Genomic DNA, 16093 nt, shown 5'->3' on the forward strand with positions numbered 1-16093 from the left:
TCCGCCTTAAGAAAGGCTTAGAACAGTGGTTTTGGCTCGGCTGCGAAGGAGCGCAAAAGCAGGACAGACCAGGAAATCAAGCTTCAGGTAAACAAGGCCTTCATTCGGCGGCCTGAAGTGCCGGCCCCGCCGGTGCGTTTGCAAGGCGCTGGAGCAACCGGGAGCGCTCGCCGGCTGCCTTTTCGGCGCTGGCCTGCCTGACATGGCCATAGCCGCGAATGAGGGCCGGCACCGAGGCAAGGGCAACCGCCGCATCGGCCTTACCCGGCGCCAGCGATTTGACGATTAGCTCCAGATCCGCCTCGTACTGTGCCAGAAGCTGTCGCTCCATGCGCCGCTCGGCGGTGTAGCCGAACAGGTCGAAGGCCGTGCCGCGCAGGCCCTTCATCGCCGCCAGCACGCGAAAACCCTTCATCATCCAGGGGCCAAAGCTCGATTTCCTCGGTTTGCCGTCGTTGCCGCGGCGGCCCATGATCGGCGGTGCGAGATGGAATTCGAGTTTGTCGTAGCTCTGGAATTGCTTGCCCAATTCGGCGGCAAACGAGCCATCGGTGTAGAGCCGCGCCACCTCGTACTCGTCCTTGATCGCCATCAGCTTGAACAGGTTCTTCGCGGCGGCTTCCGACACCGCGGTCGAACCAGGCACGGCCTTCGCTTCGGCGGCGCGCAAAACGGCCAGTCTTTCGGAGTAGCGCTTGCCATAGGCGGCGTTCTGATAGGCGGTCAGGAAGGCGGCGCGGCGGCCAATGATGTCGTCCAGCGTCTCGGCAACCGTCCCAGGCTGACCGGGCTTTCCAGCGACGGTTGGGCCCGGCTGGGCGACAAGGCCGCGCACGAAGTCCGGTTGATGGGCGGCACGACGGCCCCAGCGGAAGGCGGCAATGTTCATCGCCACGGCTTCGCCATTGAGCTCGATCGCCTTCTCGACCGCTTCGGCGGACAGCGGCAAGCCGCCGTGCTGGAAGGCAAAGCCCAGCATGAACATGTTGGCGCCGAGCGAGTTGCCGAACAGTGCCGTGGCTGTGCGGGTGGCGTCGAAGAAATGCGCCTTGTCGTCCCCGGCAGCGGTGCGGATCGCTTTCTTCAGCCGCTCTATCGGCAACGAGAAATCAGCCGAACGGGCAAATTCACCGGGCATGATCTCGGCGGTGTTTGCGAGGAAGATAGTGTGGTCCTCGCGCACCGCGGTCAGCACCTTCTTGGCGCCCGACACGACGAGATCGCAGCCAAGCACGAGATCGGCCTTACCGGCCGAGACGCGGATGGCATGGATGTCGTCCGGAGTGCGGGCAATGCGGACATGCGTGAACACCGAACCGCCCTTCTGGGCGAGGCCGGCCATGTCGATCATCCCGCAGCCCTTGTCCTCGAGATGGGCGGCCATGCCGAGCACCGCACCGACCGTGACGACGCCGGTGCCGCCGACACCGTCGATGATCGCCGCCCAGCCCTGTTCGCCAAGCGGGAATTCGGCGGGCGTCGGTACGCCGTCGAGCGGGTTGGCCTTGCCGGCAAGGCCTTCGGCCTTGCGGATCTTGGCGCCGTGCACGGTGACGAAGGACGGGCAGAAGCCGTTGACGCAGGAGAAATCCTTGTTGCAGCTCGACTGGTCGATCCTGCGCTTGCGGCCGAATTCCGTCTCGACCGGCTGGATTGAGACGCAGTTCGACTGCACGCCGCAATCGCCGCAACCTTCACAGACCAGTTCGTTGATGAAGACGCGCTTGTCGGGATCGGGAAAGGTGCCGCGCTTGCGGCGGCGGCGTTTTTCGGCGGCGCAGGTCTGGTCGTAGAGCAGCACCGAGACGCCCTTGACGTCCCGCAGTTCGCGCTGGACCAGATCGAGGTCATCGCGGTGATGGATGGTGGCGCCGGCCGGGAATTCGACCTTCCCGGCATATTTGTCGGGCTCATCGGTGACGACGGCGATGCGGGCGACGCCCTCGGCCCGCACCTGCCTGGCGATCATGTCGACGGTCAGGCCACCTTCGTGCGGCTGGCCGCCGGTCATGGCGACGGCATCGTTGTAGAGGATCTTGTAGGTGATGTTGGCGTCGGTCGACAGCGCGAAGCGGATCGCCAGCGTGCCGGAATGATTGTAGGTGCCGTCGCCGAGATTCTGGAAGATGTGCTCGCGCTTGGAGAACGGCGCCTGGCCGACCCATTGCGCGCCCTCGCCGCCCATCGCCGTGAACCCGAGCGTGTTGCGGTCCATCCACAGCGCCATGAAGTGGCAACCGATGCCGGCTGCAGCGATCGAGCCGTCCGGCACCTTGGTGGACGAATTGTGCGGGCAACCGGAACAGAAGAATGGCGTGCGCGAGCCGATGTCGGTGGCGTCGGCGAGCATTGCCTGGAACTGGCGCAGCTTGGCCACTCGGGCCGAGATTTCCTCGGACGGACCGATGGTCCTGACGATCCTCTCGCCAAGCGCGATGGCGATCTCGTTGGGGTCGAGCGCGCCCTTGGCCGGGAACAGCCAGTCGCCGCGCTCGTCCTTCTTGCCGATAATGACCGGCTGCGTGGCGGTACCGTAAAGGCTCTCGCGCAGCTGCACCTCAATCAGCGAGCGCTTCTCCTCGACGACGATGATGGTGTCGAGACCGCGGGCGAAGTCGGCGATATGATGCAGGTCGAGCGGCCAAGGGCAGCCGACCTTGAACAGCCGCACGCCGATGCGGTTGGCGGCCGCCTCGTCGATGCCGATGTCCTCAAGCGCCTGGCGAACGTCGAGATAGCTCTTGCCCAGCGTGATGATGCCAATCTTCGGGTTGCGGCCGCCCGAATAGACGATGCGGTTCAGCCCGTTGGCATGGATGAAGGCGGAAGCCGCGGCACGCTTATGCTCATGCAGCCGCTCCTCCTGGCCGAGCATGTCGATCTCGTGGCGGATGTTGAGACCACCGGGCGGCATGTCGAAATCCGGCACGACGATGTTCAGCCGCTCGAGCGAGGCATCGACCGAGGCTGTCGATTCGATGTTGTCCTTGACGCATTTGATCGCCGCCCAGGTGCCGGCAAAGCGCGACATGGCAAAGCCGTAGAGCCCGTAATCGATGATCTCCTGGACGCCGGCCGGGTTGAGGATCGGAACCATCGTGTCGACGAACAGGAATTCGGTGGCATGCGCGTTGGTCGACGATTCGGCCATATGGTCGTCGCCCATCAAGGCGAGCACCCCGCCATGTTTCGACGATCCGGCGAGATTGGCATGGCGGAACACATCGCCGGAGCGATCGACGCCCGGCCCCTTGCCGTACCAGACCGAAAAGACGCCGTCATGGGTGCCCTCGCCCAGCAGTTCCGTCTGCTGCGCGCCCCAGCAAGCGGTGGCGGCCAGCTCCTCGTTGAGGCCTGGCTGGAAGACGATGTCGGCCTGGGCGAGCTGCTTCTTGGCCTTCCACAGCTGCATGTCGAGGCCGCCGAGCGGCGAACCGCGATAGCCGGAGACAAAGCCGGCCGTATTTAGGCTGGCGCGGCGGTCACGCTCGCGCTGCATCAGAAGCATGCGGATGACCGCCTGCGCGCCGGACAGGAAGATGCGCTCCTTTGCGAGATCGAACTTGTCGTCGAGCGCGACGTCATGCAGCGTCATCAGGAATTTCCTCTGCGGAGGCCGCACGGGGGCAGGCAGCCAACGTCGGGGTCGGATGACGCATCCTTTCTTCCCTTGCAAGGCAGGTCAAACAAAATCGCAGGTGCCAGGCAACGCGCGACGAACAGTCCCTGGCCATCTTGAATCCGGCACGAAACCGATCCGCGGGCGTTTCCGGCGCACGAAAATTTCAGCAGCGATCAGGGCTGGAAGCGACGCGTCAGCTGCCCTTCGAGCAATCCGGCTTCGGCTCGCCCGGCAGCTTGCCGTCGGGATGGCCGGCGAGATCGGGATTGGCGGTATAGAGCTGGTCGATGACCAAAGGCCGGTCGGGCAGCACTGACTGGTCTTCGGTCGACATCAACGTGGTGTCGATCTTCTGCAGGACCGCGCCGTCGGTCCCCTTGATGCTGATGGCAATCGCATAGGGCTTGTTCTTGACGACGCAGGTCAGCGCCGGGCTCTCCAGGGTCACCTTGTTAAGCTTCGGCCACACTTTCTGCTCAACCACCAATGGCGCGCCGCCGGCGGGATCCTGGAAACTGGCGACCGCCATCTGACCCTCTGCCATCGGCTTCAGCGGCCGCAGCGTCACCACATAGGTCGCCCTGGCGAAGCGGTAGTTGAAGACGAATATCTTGCCGGAAATCTCGAACAGCTTGCCTTGGTCATCGCCGGTATCGCGGCAGGCGCCGAGCGCGACGGAGGCAACGAGTACCGCGCCGACAATGATCGAACGGGAAAACGCTCTAAGCATCCTTGACCTCATTGGCTGCCATGCGGCGGCGACGATAGTGACGACTTGCCTTCTGCCTGTTGCCGCACACCGCCATGTCGCACCAGAGCCGGCTGGAATTGCGGCTCCTGTCGACGAACAGCCAGGTGCAATTGGGACAGATCCTGAGCCTTGCGGCGGTATCGTCGCGCAGCAGCGAGAGCGCCGAAACCGCCAGCGCCGTCTCGAAGGCGAGCGGCGTCACCGGATCGCCGAACGGCCTTCCCGGCGCACCGATCTCGGTCGTGCTGTCGGCCAGGCCATCGGCGCAGGCTCTGAGGAATCCCGGTAGATCGGAGGCAGCAACCGAGCCCTTCGACACCGCACCGCGAAACAGCCGGTCCGTCGCCTCGCGGATCGACAGCACGACAGGTGCAATCGTCTCCGGTAACGGTGCTGCCAGCGGCCTGCCACCAAGCTCGGCTGCGCGAAAGCGGCTCGCCGCATCGGCGAAGCGGGCAATCTCGGCCGGATCATCGAAGCGGTCGAAGGACCTCTGCGGATCGCCGCGCAGCACGACGGTGTTCGCCGTGTCGAGCGCAAGCAGGCCGCCGGTGAAGCGGTGCGGAGTCCAGGATACCGTCATGCCGGAAATCTAACCGATAAATCGCATTTGACAAGTTAGATTCAGCGATGCAACTTCTCTATTAGGCGCGGTCTCCGCAGCCTTGTTTTGAGCATGTCGTTGTCCCAAAACCGCTTCGCACTTTTGGGCGACATGCCTCGAGGTTTTTGCATGCTCTACTTTTTCCAACAGGTGCTGAACGGACTGCATTCGGGCGCGCTCTATGCGCTGCTCGCCTTCGGCTATGTGCTGACCAACGGCATCCTGCACCGCACCAACCTCGCCTATGGTGCGCTGTTCGCCTTTTGCGGCCAGATGATGATCCTCACCGCGGCCTTCGGCTATCAGGTGCTGTGGCTGACACTGCTTGCGGCGGTGGCGCTCGGCGTCGTCACGGCATTCCTCTATGCCGCGCTGCTCAGCCACGTCTTGTCGCGCAGCGTCTTCGAACCGTTGGCCGACCGTACACCCAACGCGATCGTGGTGACGACGCTGGGCATATTACTGGTCCTGTCGGAAGCAAGCCGCATCGCCGCTGATACACACGACCTATGGCTGCCGCCTATGCTGGCGCAGCCCATCGTTTTCGCGCAGGGCGCGACCTTCAAGGCGACGCTGACACTCATCCAGCTCATCGATTGCGCGGTGGTGCTGGCGGCAATCGCGCTTGCCAGTTGGGCATTTGCCCGTTCGAGCTTCGGCCGGCGCTGGCGCGCCGTCTCCGACGATCCCAGGGCAGCGGCGATGTGCGGCGTCGACGTGCGCGCGGTGTTCCGGCGTGCGGTACTGTTCGGCGGTTTCTGCGCCGCTCTGGCCGGCGTCATGGCCGGCCTCTATTACGGCAATGTCAGCTTCGGCTCCGGCCTCGTCTACGGACTGAAAATCCTGTTCGTGACGGCGGTCGGCGGCTATCTCTCGCCGCCGCGGGCGGCTCTGGGCGCGGCGGCTTTCGGCATGGCCGAATCGCTGTGGGCCGGCTACTTCCCGGTCGAATGGCGCGATGCGTGGATGTATCTCTTCCTGGTCGCGATCCTAGTGCTGATCGGCGCCGGCCGCGACACCGGCAAGATCGCCTGAACCGCATCAGACTTTGGTTGCATGACGCGGGGGCAGAGAGCCAGTATCCGCCCAGCTCTTCGGTGCAATGATATTTTGCCGCCGCTATCCTTGTTGACCCGTCAGTCCACGCGCGGCATACCGTTGGACCACGCGGCGTGACGGACAAGAAGGGGAAGCCGGCACGCCTCCGGTACAAGGGAGGAATGCATGGCAGAGCTGCTCGCTCTATCCAGAACCATTGATCGCGCGAACGAATTCATCGGCAAATGGGTGTCGTGGCTGATCCTGCTGGCGATCCTGGTGAGCGCCGCCAATGCCATCATCCGCAAGGTGTTCGACATATCCTCGAACGCCTGGCTCGAACTGCAGTGGTATCTGTTCGGCGCCGCCTTCATGCTGGCCGCCGCGTATACGCTGAGGCAGAACGAACATATCCGCATCGACATCGTCTACGGCCTGTTCACGCGCCGTGTGCAGCACTGGATCGACCTGCTTGGTCATATCCTCTTCCTGATGCCGTTCGTGACGCTGATGGTGATCTATTTCGTTCCCTATGTGTCACTCTCGTTTCGCAGCGGCGAGATGTCCAACAATTCCGGCGGGCTGATCATCTGGCCGGCCAAAGCCATCCTGCTGGTCGGCTTCTTCCTGCTCGCGCTCCAGGGCATATCCGAGATCATCAAGAAGATGGCCATCATGCGCGGCGACATGGACGATCCCAATCCATTCATATCGGTGCATGAGCAGGCCGAGCTCGAAGCCAAGGCACTGGCTGACGAGGTGCGCTCGTGATGGAGTTCATCGCCCAGAACATGGCGCCCATCATGTTCGCTTCGCTGATCATCTTCCTGCTGATCGGCTACCCCGTCGCCTTTTCGCTGGCCGCGAACGGCTTGATGTTCTTCTTCATAGGCGTGCTCCTCTCGCCCTATTCCGGTGGCTCGATCAACCTCGCCTGGCCGCTTTTGCACGCACTGCCGGACAATTTCTACGGCAGCCGGGTAATGTCGAACGACACGTTGCTGGCCATTCCGTTCTTCACCTTCATGGGCATTGTGCTTGAACGATCGGGCATGGCAGAGGATCTGCTCGACACGATCGGCCAGCTCTTCGGGCCGATCCGCGGCGGCCTCGCCTATGCGGTGATCTTTGTCGGCGCACTTTTGGCGGCGACCACTGGCGTGGTAGCCGCTTCCGTCATCGCCATGGGCCTGATCTCGCTGCCGATCATGCTGCGTTACGGCTATGACCGGCGCGTGGCGGCCGGCGTCATCGCGGCGTCTGGCACGCTCGCCCAGATCATCCCGCCCTCGCTGGTGCTGATCGTGCTTGCCGACCAGCTCGGCCGCTCGGTCGGCGACATGTATGCCGGCGCGCTGATCCCGGGCCTCGTGCTCACCGGGCTGTATATGTCCTACATCCTGATCATGTCCTTCATCCGGCCGAATTCGATGCCGGCGCTGCCGCTCGAGGCCCGCAAGCTCGGCCATGGCGTGATGTCCTTGCTGGTGGCGTTGGCGGTCACATCAGCGGTTTCCTATGCGGCGTATCGTTATCTCGCGCCGGCGCATGGCGACAATGCCGACATTCTCGGCGCCACTGCCGGGGTGCTCTTCATCTACATTGTGGCCATTGCCGACAAAGGCCTGAACTTCAACATGATGTCGAGGCTCGCGCAGCAGGTGATCATCGTGCTGATCCCGCCGCTGGCGCTGATCTTCCTGGTGCTGGGTACCATCTTCCTCGGCATCGCCACCCCGACGGAGGGCGGCGCCATGGGCTCCGTCGGCGCCTTGATCATGGCGGCGGCAAAGGGCCGGCTGTCGCTGGACGTGGTCAAGCAGGCGCTGACCTCGACGACGCGGCTGTCGTCCTTCGTGCTGTTCATCCTGATCGGCGCGCGAGTGTTCTCGCTGACCTTCTACGGCGTCAACGGCCACATCTGGGTCGAACACCTGCTGACATCGCTGCCGGGCGGCGAGGTCGGCTTCCTGATCGGCGTCAATATGCTCGTCTTCTTCCTCGCCTTCTTCCTCGATTTCTTCGAGCTCGCCTTCATCATCGTGCCGCTGCTGGCGCCGGCCGCCGACAAGCTCGGGATCGACCTGATCTGGTTCGGCGTGCTTCTGGGCGTCAACATGCAGACCAGTTTCATGCATCCGCCTTTCGGCTTCGCGCTGTTCTATTTGCGCTCGGTCGCCGCCCGAGTGCCCTATCTCGACCGCCTCACCGGCAAGCAGATCGCGCCGGTGACCACCGGGCAGATATATTGGGGCGCGGTGCCCTTCGTCTGCATACAGGTGATCATGATCGGGCTGACCATCACTTTCCCGCAAATGGTGATGCATTACAAAGGCACCGTTGTGGATCCCGGCACGATCGACTACAAGGTACCGGAGGCCCCCAGCCTGTCGCCGCTCGGTACACAGCCGGGTGGTACGGCACCGGCCGCTCCCGCTGCCCCCGATCTGTCGCAACCGCCGAGCTTCGGCGAGGCGCCGCCGGCCCAACCGGCAGCACCGCAGCCGGATCTGTCGCAACCGCCAAGCTTCAACTGAGACCGCCATGGCGACTGTGATGAAGGCGGTTCGGCTGGAGGCGGTGGGTAGCATCGCGCTGCGCGAAGTCGACAAGCCTGACATCGGGCCGGACGACCTTCTGGTGCGCATCGAAGCCTGCGGCGTCTGCGGTACCGACCGGCATCTGTTTCACGGCGAATTTCCGTGCACGCCGCCGGTGACGCCCGGCCATGAATTCTCCGGCATCGTCGAGGCGATCGGCAAATCCGTATCCGGCTTTGCCGTCGGCGATCGCGTCACCGGCGACCCCAACATCGCCTGTGGGCGTTGTGCGCATTGTCATGCCGGGCGGGTCAACCTGTGCAGCAATCTGCGGGCCATCGGCATCCATCGCGACGGCGGCTTTGCCGAATATCTTGCCTTGCCGCAGAAGCAGGCTTTTGTCCTGCCCGCGGGCCTGGATCCCATGCACGGTGCGTTCTGCGAGCCGCTCGGCTGTTGCCTGCATGGCGTGGACCTTGCCGCGATCAGACCAGGCAGCTCGGCGGTCGTGCTTGGCGGCGGCGTGATCGGCCTGCTCACGGTGCAGCTAGCAAGACTGGCGGGAGCCACGACCGTCATCCTGTCGACCAGGCAAGCCTCGCGGCGCGCGCTCGCCGAAGATCTCGGCGCCACAGCGACGGTCGATCCGAGCGCTACGGATGTCATCGATGCCATCGCCGGGCCAGCGGGCCTCGTGCCAGGTGGCGTCGACGTCGTCTTCGAATGCGCGGGCGTGCGAGAGACCGTCGAGCAGTCAATGCGCATGGCCCGCGCCGGTGGTACCGTCGTCATCGTCGGCGTGACACCGCAAGGCATGAAAGCGGAGTTCGAGCCCTTCGACCTGTTGTTCCGGGAACTGAAGGTGCTCGGTTCCTTCCTCAATCCCTACACTCATCGCCGCGCCGCCGAACTCATCGCTTCCGGTACGATCGAGATCGACAGGCTGATCTCCAGGCAGGTGGCGCTCGAGGACGCGGCTGCGGTGATTGCCAATCCGCAAGCGCCCGGCGAGGTCAAGGTGCTGGTGGTGCCCCGCCGAAGCTGAGTGGCTACCCGCCCCAGATTGTTAGTTACAAGCGTCTGCGCCGCCCATCGCCCTGCCGGGCACTTCTCCCCGTACGGGGAGAAGGATGCTTTCATCGCCGATTTCGCCAATGACCCGCGTTGCAGTGGCGCGGCGGCCGCTGCCAGTTCTCCCCGTCACCATACGGGGAGAAGGTGCCGGCAGGCGGATGAGGGGCGGCGCAGACTTTAGCCGGCGCAAGCCCGAGGTCTCTCAGATGGCGCTACAGCTTGCCGTTGCGCTGCTGGACCATCATGAAGGTGTCGTAATTGTATTCGGCCACCTGCGCCCAGAGATAATGCTCCTTGCGGAAGCCCTTGATCGATTCCCAGATCTTCTTGAACGGGGCGTTGGAGGCTTCCATTTCGGCATAGACCTCGTTGGCCTTTTCGAAACAGGCGACCATGATCTCCTGGCTGAACGGGCGCAGTTTCGCGCCGCCGGCCACCAGCCGCTTCACCGCCGCAGGGTTCAGATAATCGTACTTCTGCAGCATGTTGGCGTCGGCGGCTTGTGCCGCGGTGCGCAACAGCGATTTGTAAGTCGGCGAAAGCTCGTCGTATTTCGCCTTGTTGAACATCAGGTGGACGGTCGGGCCACCTTCCCACCAGCCGGGATAGTAGTAGTAGGGCGCGACCTTGTAGAAGCCGAGCTTCTCGTCGTCATAGGGGCCGACCCATTCGGCGGCGTCGATGGTGCCTTTTTCCAGCGCCGGATAGATATCGCCGCCGGCGATCTGCTGCGGCACGACGCCGAGCTTCTGCACCACCTTGCCGGCAAAACCGCCGATGCGCATCTTGAGGCCGGAAAGGTCGGCCACCGTGTTGATTTCTTTGCGGAACCAGCCGCCCATCTGCACGCCGGTGTTGCCGCCCGGCAGGCCGAAAAGGCCCTGCGTGGCGAGAAACTCGTTGAACAGGTCGATGCCGCCGCCATGATAGTGCCAGGCATTCATACCGCGTGCGTTGAGCGAGAAGGGAACCGCCGCACCGAGCGCCCATGTCGGGTCCTTGCCCCAGTAATAATATGCCACCGTGTGGCAGGCTTCGACCGTGCCGGCCGTGGTGGCGTCGGCGGCCTGCAGGCCTGGCACGAGTTCACCTGCGGCGAAGACCTGGATCTGGAAGTTGCCGTCGGTGGCCTCCGACAGCATCTTCGAGAACACCTCGGCGCCGCCATAAATGGTGTCGAGCGACTTCGGGAAGGACGATGCCAGCCGCCACGTCACCTTGGGATTGGACTGGGCTATTGCAGGCGCCGCCAGCGTGGCCGCTGCCGCTGCGGCACCGACGCCGGTGACACCGGCCTTGCGAATGAATGAACGACGATCCATGAAGTTCCTCCCTTTTGGATCAACAGACCGACGTTCGGGGATATCCTCGATTCCCATATCGGTTCGCTCGAAACAATACACAGGCAAGAAGTCGAGTCCAGCATGCCAGCCCGATTTGACGGCGAAGCCCAGCTGCCCTGCAACTATAGTCTAACGGGCCGTTCCGTGGCCCATGCGACATGCTGAAACTTGTCATGGAAAAATATCCAGGGATCGCCTATTTTAGAGGCAGTACATCCCTTGCCCAGCTGGAAAACAGAGCCAAAAATGCATCAGCCGCTCGTCGCCATATCGACCGACGTCCGTCAGTTCGACAACTACACCTGGCATGCCGCCCCACAGCAATATCTGGAAGCGGCGATCACCGGCGCCGGCGTGTTCCCGCTGCTGGTGCCGTCGTTCGGCGACCGGCTCGACTTCGACGAACTTCTGTCGTCGGTCGACGGCGTCATGGTCACCGGCTCGAAATCCAATGTGCATCCCTCGCTTTATGGCGGCGATGCCAGCGAAGCCAACGGCCCCTATGATCCGGCGCGCGACGCCACGACGCTGCCGCTGATCCGCCGGGCGATCGAGCGCGGCGTGCCACTGCTCGCCATCTGCCGCGGCATCCAGGAGATGAACGTGGCGCTGGGCGGCACGCTGGGCACCGAGATTCAGGAGCGCGAGGGTTCGCTCGACCACCGCGCGCCGGTGAGCGACAAGCAGGACGAACGCTTCGCCATCCACCAGACGATTTCGATCAAGCCAGGCAGCTGCCTGGCCGGCGTGTTCGGTGCCGGCGACATCAAGGTCAATTCGTTGCACCGCCAGGCGATTGACCGGCTCGGCCCGAAGCTGCAGATCGAGGCGGTCGCCAACGACGGCACGGTCGAGGCGGTTTCGGTGCGCGACTCGCGCGCCTTCGCCGTCGGCGTGCAATGGCATCCGGAATATTGGGTCAAGTCGGACAGCAACTCAGTGAAGATTTTCCGCGCCTTCGGCGATGCCGTGCGGTTGCATGCGGCGGCGAAAGCCGGAGCGCGAGCCGCAGCGGAATAATCAGTCGCCGGATTCCGAACCACCGGCGGCCGCCAGTGACAGAAGTGGCGCCGCCTGGGCATAGGATTCATAGCCGTCGCCGTCCGCAACAGCGAAGGTGACGATCGGATCGATGCCATTGGCGCTGAAGGCAACCGAGCCGTCGTTTTGCTCACGCCAGAACTTCGCCTGTTCTATACCCGGCAGGAGACGACGGCATTTCGGAGCAACGGTGAGCAGGGACAGGCCGTCCGAAATTTCGGCCCCGCGGCTGACTGCACAGGCCGCCTCATCGCCATTGGCGACCAGCCTGTAGCTGTTGGAAGGCGCGACCTCGTCGGCGGCACTTTCACTGCTGCCGCCATGAAACAACTGAACGCCGCCAAACAGCGCTGCGGCAGCGATCAATGCGGAAAGTGCTTTCATCATTCTTCATCCACGTACACGGACAGGTTGAACAATGATTCCAAAGGGTTAAGCTGACGTTAATAAATGTGGCGGCCACCGATCAGTTTCTAGCCCTCACATTCGCCGTCTCCGGCACCGGTGTCAGCGGCCGGCGCTCGGTGAACCAGGACACCAGATTGTCGACGCACAGATCCGCCATGGCGCGGCGCGTGTGGTCCGAAGCCGAACCGACATGAGGCAACAACGAGGTGTTGGGCGCGTCGAGCAACGCCTTGGGCACGTTCGGTTCGTCGGCAAAGACATCGAGGCCGGCAGCGGCGATGGTGCCGGTGGCAAGTGCTGCCGCAAGCGCCGTCTCATCGACAGTGCTGCCGCGGCCGATGTTGACGAAGACCCCGTTGGCGCCGAGCGCCGACAGGACTTCGGCATTGACCGCCTTCTCCGTCGAGGCGCCGCCTGGCGCAACCGAAATCAGGGTATCGACGGCTTCGGCAAGCCCTTTCAGCGTCGGGTGATACTGATAGGAAAGGCCTTCGACATGGCGCCGATTGTGGTAGGCGACCGGCAAGCCAAAGGCTTCCAGACGTCGGGCGATGGCCTGCCCGATGCGGCCCATGCCAAAGATACCGACCTTTCGCCCGCGCAAGGTCAGCCGGCTCAAAGGATAGTTGCCCTTGCGCAGCCAGTTGCCGTCACGCAGCCAGGTTTCGGCACGCGGCAGGTCGCGGATGGTGTTGATCAGCAGCCCGATGGCGGTGTCGGCGACCTCCTCGGTCAACACGTCAGGCGTGTTGGTGACCATGATGTTCTTCGCCGCCGCATGGCCTACATCGACCGAATCATAGCCGACGCCGAAGGAAGCGATGAGTTCGAGATTGGGCAGCGCATCCATCATTGCCGCGTTGATGCCGGCAAATGAAGCGATGCCACGCACGTTGCTGCGCATCTCGTCGGTGACCAGGGACGGATCGGCGCGTTCGATCGGGACACGCCTGAATGTGTGATCGATGCGGTCGATCGCATGATCGTTGAAATCGCCCGGCACCAGAATGGCGACGGTCTGTAACTGTTCGGCCTTGGTCATGCACGCTCCACCGGCTTGCCGGTCGACTGACGCACATGCAGTTCCGGCTTGATCAATTCCTGCGAGGGCCGCACCGTCTGCCCGTTGAGCTTGTCGAGCAGCGCGCTGGCGGCGCGGCGGCCAACCTCGCGCTGTCCGTTCCAGACGGTGGTCAACGCCGGCGTCGCGATCGCCGCCTCTTCGAGATCGTCATAGCCGGTGACGGAGATGTCGACGCCAGGCACCAGGCCGGCTCGGGCAATGCCGTTCATGAGGCCGATGGCGACAAGGTCGTTCCAGCAGCAGGCAGCCGTCGGTCTGTCCTTCAGCGCCAGGAACTGCCCGGCGGCCTCGAAACCGGCCTGCTTGGTGCGCGGGCCGGCGATGCGCCAGGATGGCCTGACTTCCAGCCCGGCCGCGTCCATGGCGTTGACATAGCCTTGGTAGCGGTCGCGGCCGGTCGAGGTCTGGTCGGTGCCGCCGATCATGGCGATACGCTTGTGGCCGAGCGAGATCAGATGATTGGTGGCGAGGCCTGTCCCATAAGAGTCGTCGCCGCGAAAGACCGGCACGTCGGCGCCCTCGACGGTGCGCGCGATCAGCACCGCCGGCAGGCCGTTCTCCTCGGCCATAACAATGTCGGAAGCCGGTGTGCCGATGGCCGGCGACATGATGACGCCGTCGGCGCCGAGCTGCAAAAGCGTGTCGATGAACGTGCGCTGCTTTTCGAGCTGATCGTAGTGGTTGGACAAGATGAAGGTCTGCCGGCTGCGGTCAAGCTCGCTTTCGATCGAGCGCAGTATCTCGGCGAAGAACGGGTTCATGATGTCGTGCACGACGACACCGACGATACCCGAACGCGAGGTGCGCAAGCTGGCGGCGCGGCGGTTGTAGATATAGCCGATGGCGCGGGCGTGTTCCTTGATGCGGTCGCGGGTGGTCCCGGCAACCAGAGGGCTGTCGCGCAGCGCCAGCGAGACCGTGGCCGTGGACACGCCGAGCGCATCCGCGATCGTCGAAAGCTTGATTTTCTGTGCCAGCGACTTGCGCTCCCCGAACGACCTGAATGCAAACCTAAACTGTTTAAAGGCGGCGTTATGCCACCGATCGGGGGCAAATCAAAGTTTTTTTGCCAGCGCTTCCGCCTCGACATCCGAGGCCGCACGGCTCTGCAGCCGAAGCCGGTGCTCGCGGTGGACGATGTAGAGGCCGCTGGCGACGATGATGGCGGCGCCAACCAGTGTCCAGCGGTCGGGAAACTGTTTGAAGACGATCCAGCCGGAAATGATCATCCACACCATCTGCGAATAGGGATAGGGCGCCAACGCCGTGGTCGTCGCCAGCCGGTAGGCCTGGACCAGCAGCCAGTGGCCAACGCCGCCGAACACGCCGAGCAAGAGCAGCACGAACCAGTGCCAGCCGTCATGCGGCAGCGAAAACGAAAACGGCAACAAGGGCAACAGCAGCAGCGCCGGTGCCAGCGCCGAGAACAGGATCAGGCTCTCCGACGTCTCGGTCGCCGACATGCGGCGGGTCATGATGACGTAGAAGCAGTTCGACAGCATCGAGCCGAGCGCGAAGAGATGTCCGATGCCGAAAACCCCGACGCCTGGCCGCGTGATGATGAGAACCCCGGCGAAGGCCGCCAGGATCGCCAGCCAGCGGCGCCAGCCCGCCCACTCGCCAAGCAGCGGACCGGCCATTGCCGTGATCACCATCGGCCCGAAGAAATAGATCGAGGTGGTCTCGGCCAGCTGCAGGGATCTGAGCGCCAGGACGTTGAATATGGTCGAGCCGAACAGGAACAGGCCGCGCAGGACATGCGCCGGCAGGTTGCCCGGGCGAAACCGCGCCGGCTCGCGCCAGCCGCGCAGCAGCGCGCCGACCAGCACCACATGCACGGCAAAGCGCACCCAGGCGACGATCAGCACCGAGACACCGGCGAGGACGAGATATTTGCTGCTGGTGTCAAGGAACGTGAAGAAGACATAGGTGGAAAGCATGCACAGGATCGCCACCGGCGGCGTCGCGCTTTCTAGATGTCTTTGGGGAGCACTCACTTGCAGGCCGGGTGGGAGCTGGGCTGAAATCCACCTTTGCGGGAAATGTCGCCTGCCGGCAAGCCAATTGTCGGCTGTCGCGACCCGAAAGCCGGCTGGCACAACAAGAGCCGCCGGCAGGCGTAGTGTCTGAAGGGCTAGGCATGCATGCGGGCGCCCTTGGTGATCTTGTCGACCAGCTTCTTGTCGGCGCGAAACGCGATGCCGACCACCTTGGCGTCTTCAGGCGCGAATTCGGCGAAGACGGCTCGGTTGGCCGCGTCAAAGCCGGTCGAAAACATCTCCTCGACATAGAGCGAACTCGTCACGCCGCGCTCCAGGGTACGCCGGTGGATCGTAGCCAGCGTCGCCTGGTCCGCGGACAGCACGATGACCGGCTGGATCGACAGCGGATTGTAGAGATTGCCGACGCGGTCGCGATAGGGCTCGCCGATGATGTCCGGAAACTGCGCGACGATGCCGCTGGTTAGAAAGGCCGTGACGTTGAGTTTTTGCCAGACCGGCAGATCTTCCCGCAGTACGATTGCAAATTTCGTGTCGAACATGAGACATTGACCATTCGAAGTTGCACCTCAATGCGAGGCTGAAGGA

Annotated in this window: 14 protein-coding genes; 5 read left to right on the forward strand and 9 right to left on the reverse strand. The window is 63.5% G+C overall.

What is annotated here, in order from left to right:
- Positions 1-100: 100 nt before the first annotated feature.
- The 3 genes from NKI73_RS07530 to NKI73_RS07540 all read right to left on the reverse strand — a co-directional run bounded on the left by NKI73_RS07530 (position 101) and on the right by NKI73_RS07540 (position 4956).
- A complete protein-coding gene (locus tag NKI73_RS07530; protein ID WP_352628235.1) occupies positions 101-3595 on the reverse strand; it encodes an indolepyruvate ferredoxin oxidoreductase family protein in 3495 nt (1164 codons plus the stop codon).
- Between the two features lie 220 nt (positions 3596-3815).
- The gene (locus NKI73_RS07535) at positions 3816-4352 is read right to left on the reverse strand and encodes a hypothetical protein (RefSeq protein WP_352628236.1); all 537 of its coding nucleotides are present in this window, start codon (positions 4350-4352) and stop codon (positions 3816-3818) included.
- On the reverse strand, positions 4345-4956 hold the full coding sequence (locus tag NKI73_RS07540; RefSeq protein ID WP_352628237.1) for a CGNR zinc finger domain-containing protein: 612 nt from the start codon (positions 4954-4956) through the stop codon (positions 4345-4347). The genes NKI73_RS07535 and NKI73_RS07540 overlap by 8 nt, the downstream gene beginning before the upstream one ends.
- 150 nt (positions 4957-5106) lie before the next feature.
- On the opposite strand from NKI73_RS07540, the gene NKI73_RS07545 reads away from it, so the two are divergent.
- The 4 genes from NKI73_RS07545 to NKI73_RS07560 all read left to right on the forward strand — a co-directional run bounded on the left by NKI73_RS07545 (position 5107) and on the right by NKI73_RS07560 (position 9600).
- Positions 5107-6012, forward strand: coding sequence for a branched-chain amino acid ABC transporter permease (locus tag NKI73_RS07545; protein ID WP_352628238.1), 906 nt, complete (start codon positions 5107-5109; stop codon positions 6010-6012).
- Positions 6013-6201: 189 nt separating this feature from the next.
- The gene (locus NKI73_RS07550) at positions 6202-6786 is read left to right on the forward strand and encodes a TRAP transporter small permease subunit (RefSeq protein ID WP_352628239.1); all 585 of its coding nucleotides are present in this window, start codon (positions 6202-6204) and stop codon (positions 6784-6786) included.
- Complete coding sequence (locus NKI73_RS07555; protein ID WP_502905606.1) at positions 6786-8552, forward strand: TRAP transporter large permease; 1767 nt, start codon at positions 6786-6788, stop codon at positions 8550-8552. The genes NKI73_RS07550 and NKI73_RS07555 overlap by 1 nt, the downstream gene beginning before the upstream one ends.
- Before the next feature lie 19 nt (positions 8553-8571).
- Complete coding sequence (locus NKI73_RS07560; RefSeq protein ID WP_352628367.1) at positions 8572-9600, forward strand: zinc-dependent alcohol dehydrogenase family protein; 1029 nt, start codon at positions 8572-8574, stop codon at positions 9598-9600.
- Between the two features lie 241 nt (positions 9601-9841).
- Here NKI73_RS07560 and NKI73_RS07565 read toward each other — a convergent pair whose 3' ends face one another.
- Entirely contained in the window at positions 9842-10951 is a 1110-nt protein-coding gene (locus NKI73_RS07565; protein ID WP_352628241.1) for a TRAP transporter substrate-binding protein, read from the reverse strand.
- A 267-nt stretch (positions 10952-11218) separates the two neighbouring features.
- Here NKI73_RS07565 and NKI73_RS07570 point away from each other — a divergent pair, with 267 nt between their 5' ends.
- A complete protein-coding gene (locus NKI73_RS07570) occupies positions 11219-11992 on the forward strand; it encodes a gamma-glutamyl-gamma-aminobutyrate hydrolase family protein (protein ID WP_352628242.1) in 774 nt (257 codons plus the stop codon).
- Here the strand turns inward: NKI73_RS07570 and NKI73_RS07575 are convergent, their stop codons facing one another.
- From NKI73_RS07575 to NKI73_RS07595, 5 genes are all read right to left on the reverse strand, one after another.
- On the reverse strand, positions 11993-12397 hold the full coding sequence (locus NKI73_RS07575) for a hypothetical protein (protein ID WP_352628369.1): 405 nt from the start codon (positions 12395-12397) through the stop codon (positions 11993-11995).
- An 82-nt stretch (positions 12398-12479) separates the two neighbouring features.
- Entirely contained in the window at positions 12480-13463 is a 984-nt protein-coding gene (locus tag NKI73_RS07580) for a 2-hydroxyacid dehydrogenase (RefSeq protein ID WP_352628243.1), read from the reverse strand.
- Positions 13460-14482, reverse strand: coding sequence for a LacI family DNA-binding transcriptional regulator (locus NKI73_RS07585; protein ID WP_292180338.1), 1023 nt, complete (start codon positions 14480-14482; stop codon positions 13460-13462). The genes NKI73_RS07580 and NKI73_RS07585 overlap by 4 nt, the downstream gene beginning before the upstream one ends.
- A gap of 78 nt (positions 14483-14560) precedes the next feature.
- Positions 14561-15445: a DMT family transporter gene (locus NKI73_RS07590; RefSeq protein WP_352628244.1), complete on the reverse strand. Its 885-nt coding sequence runs from the start codon at positions 15443-15445 to the stop codon at positions 14561-14563.
- A gap of 194 nt (positions 15446-15639) precedes the next feature.
- The gene (locus NKI73_RS07595) at positions 15640-16047 is read right to left on the reverse strand and encodes a DUF2000 family protein (protein ID WP_352628245.1); all 408 of its coding nucleotides are present in this window, start codon (positions 16045-16047) and stop codon (positions 15640-15642) included.
- Between the last annotated feature and the right edge of the window lie 46 nt (positions 16048-16093).

Source organism: Mesorhizobium sp. M0496 (assembly GCF_040321205.1).
Taxonomy (GTDB): Bacteria; Pseudomonadota; Alphaproteobacteria; order Rhizobiales; family Rhizobiaceae; genus Mesorhizobium.

Bases quoted from the DNA above. Each gene is read 5' to 3' on its own strand.
- NKI73_RS07530 (WP_352628235.1), bottom strand. From the start codon at position 3,595: ATGACGCTGCATGACGTCGCGCTCGACGACAAGTTCGATCTCGCAAAG.
- NKI73_RS07535 (WP_352628236.1), bottom strand. From the start codon at position 4,352: ATGCTTAGAGCGTTTTCCCGTTCGATCATTGTCGGCGCGGTACTCGTT.
- NKI73_RS07540 (WP_352628237.1), bottom strand. From the start codon at position 4,956: ATGACGGTATCCTGGACTCCGCACCGCTTCACCGGCGGCCTGCTTGCG.
- NKI73_RS07545 (WP_352628238.1), top strand. From the start codon at position 5,107: ATGCTCTACTTTTTCCAACAGGTGCTGAACGGACTGCATTCGGGCGCG.
- NKI73_RS07550 (WP_352628239.1), top strand. From the start codon at position 6,202: ATGGCAGAGCTGCTCGCTCTATCCAGAACCATTGATCGCGCGAACGAA.
- NKI73_RS07555 (WP_502905606.1), top strand. From the start codon at position 6,786: ATGGAGTTCATCGCCCAGAACATGGCGCCCATCATGTTCGCTTCGCTG.
- NKI73_RS07560 (WP_352628367.1), top strand. From the start codon at position 8,572: ATGAAGGCGGTTCGGCTGGAGGCGGTGGGTAGCATCGCGCTGCGCGAA.
- NKI73_RS07565 (WP_352628241.1), bottom strand. From the start codon at position 10,951: ATGGATCGTCGTTCATTCATTCGCAAGGCCGGTGTCACCGGCGTCGGT.
- NKI73_RS07570 (WP_352628242.1), top strand. From the start codon at position 11,219: ATGCATCAGCCGCTCGTCGCCATATCGACCGACGTCCGTCAGTTCGAC.
- NKI73_RS07575 (WP_352628369.1), bottom strand. From the start codon at position 12,397: ATGAAAGCACTTTCCGCATTGATCGCTGCCGCAGCGCTGTTTGGCGGC.
- NKI73_RS07580 (WP_352628243.1), bottom strand. From the start codon at position 13,463: ATGACCAAGGCCGAACAGTTACAGACCGTCGCCATTCTGGTGCCGGGC.
- NKI73_RS07590 (WP_352628244.1), bottom strand. From the start codon at position 15,445: ATGCTTTCCACCTATGTCTTCTTCACGTTCCTTGACACCAGCAGCAAA.
- NKI73_RS07595 (WP_352628245.1), bottom strand. From the start codon at position 16,047: ATGTTCGACACGAAATTTGCAATCGTACTGCGGGAAGATCTGCCGGTC.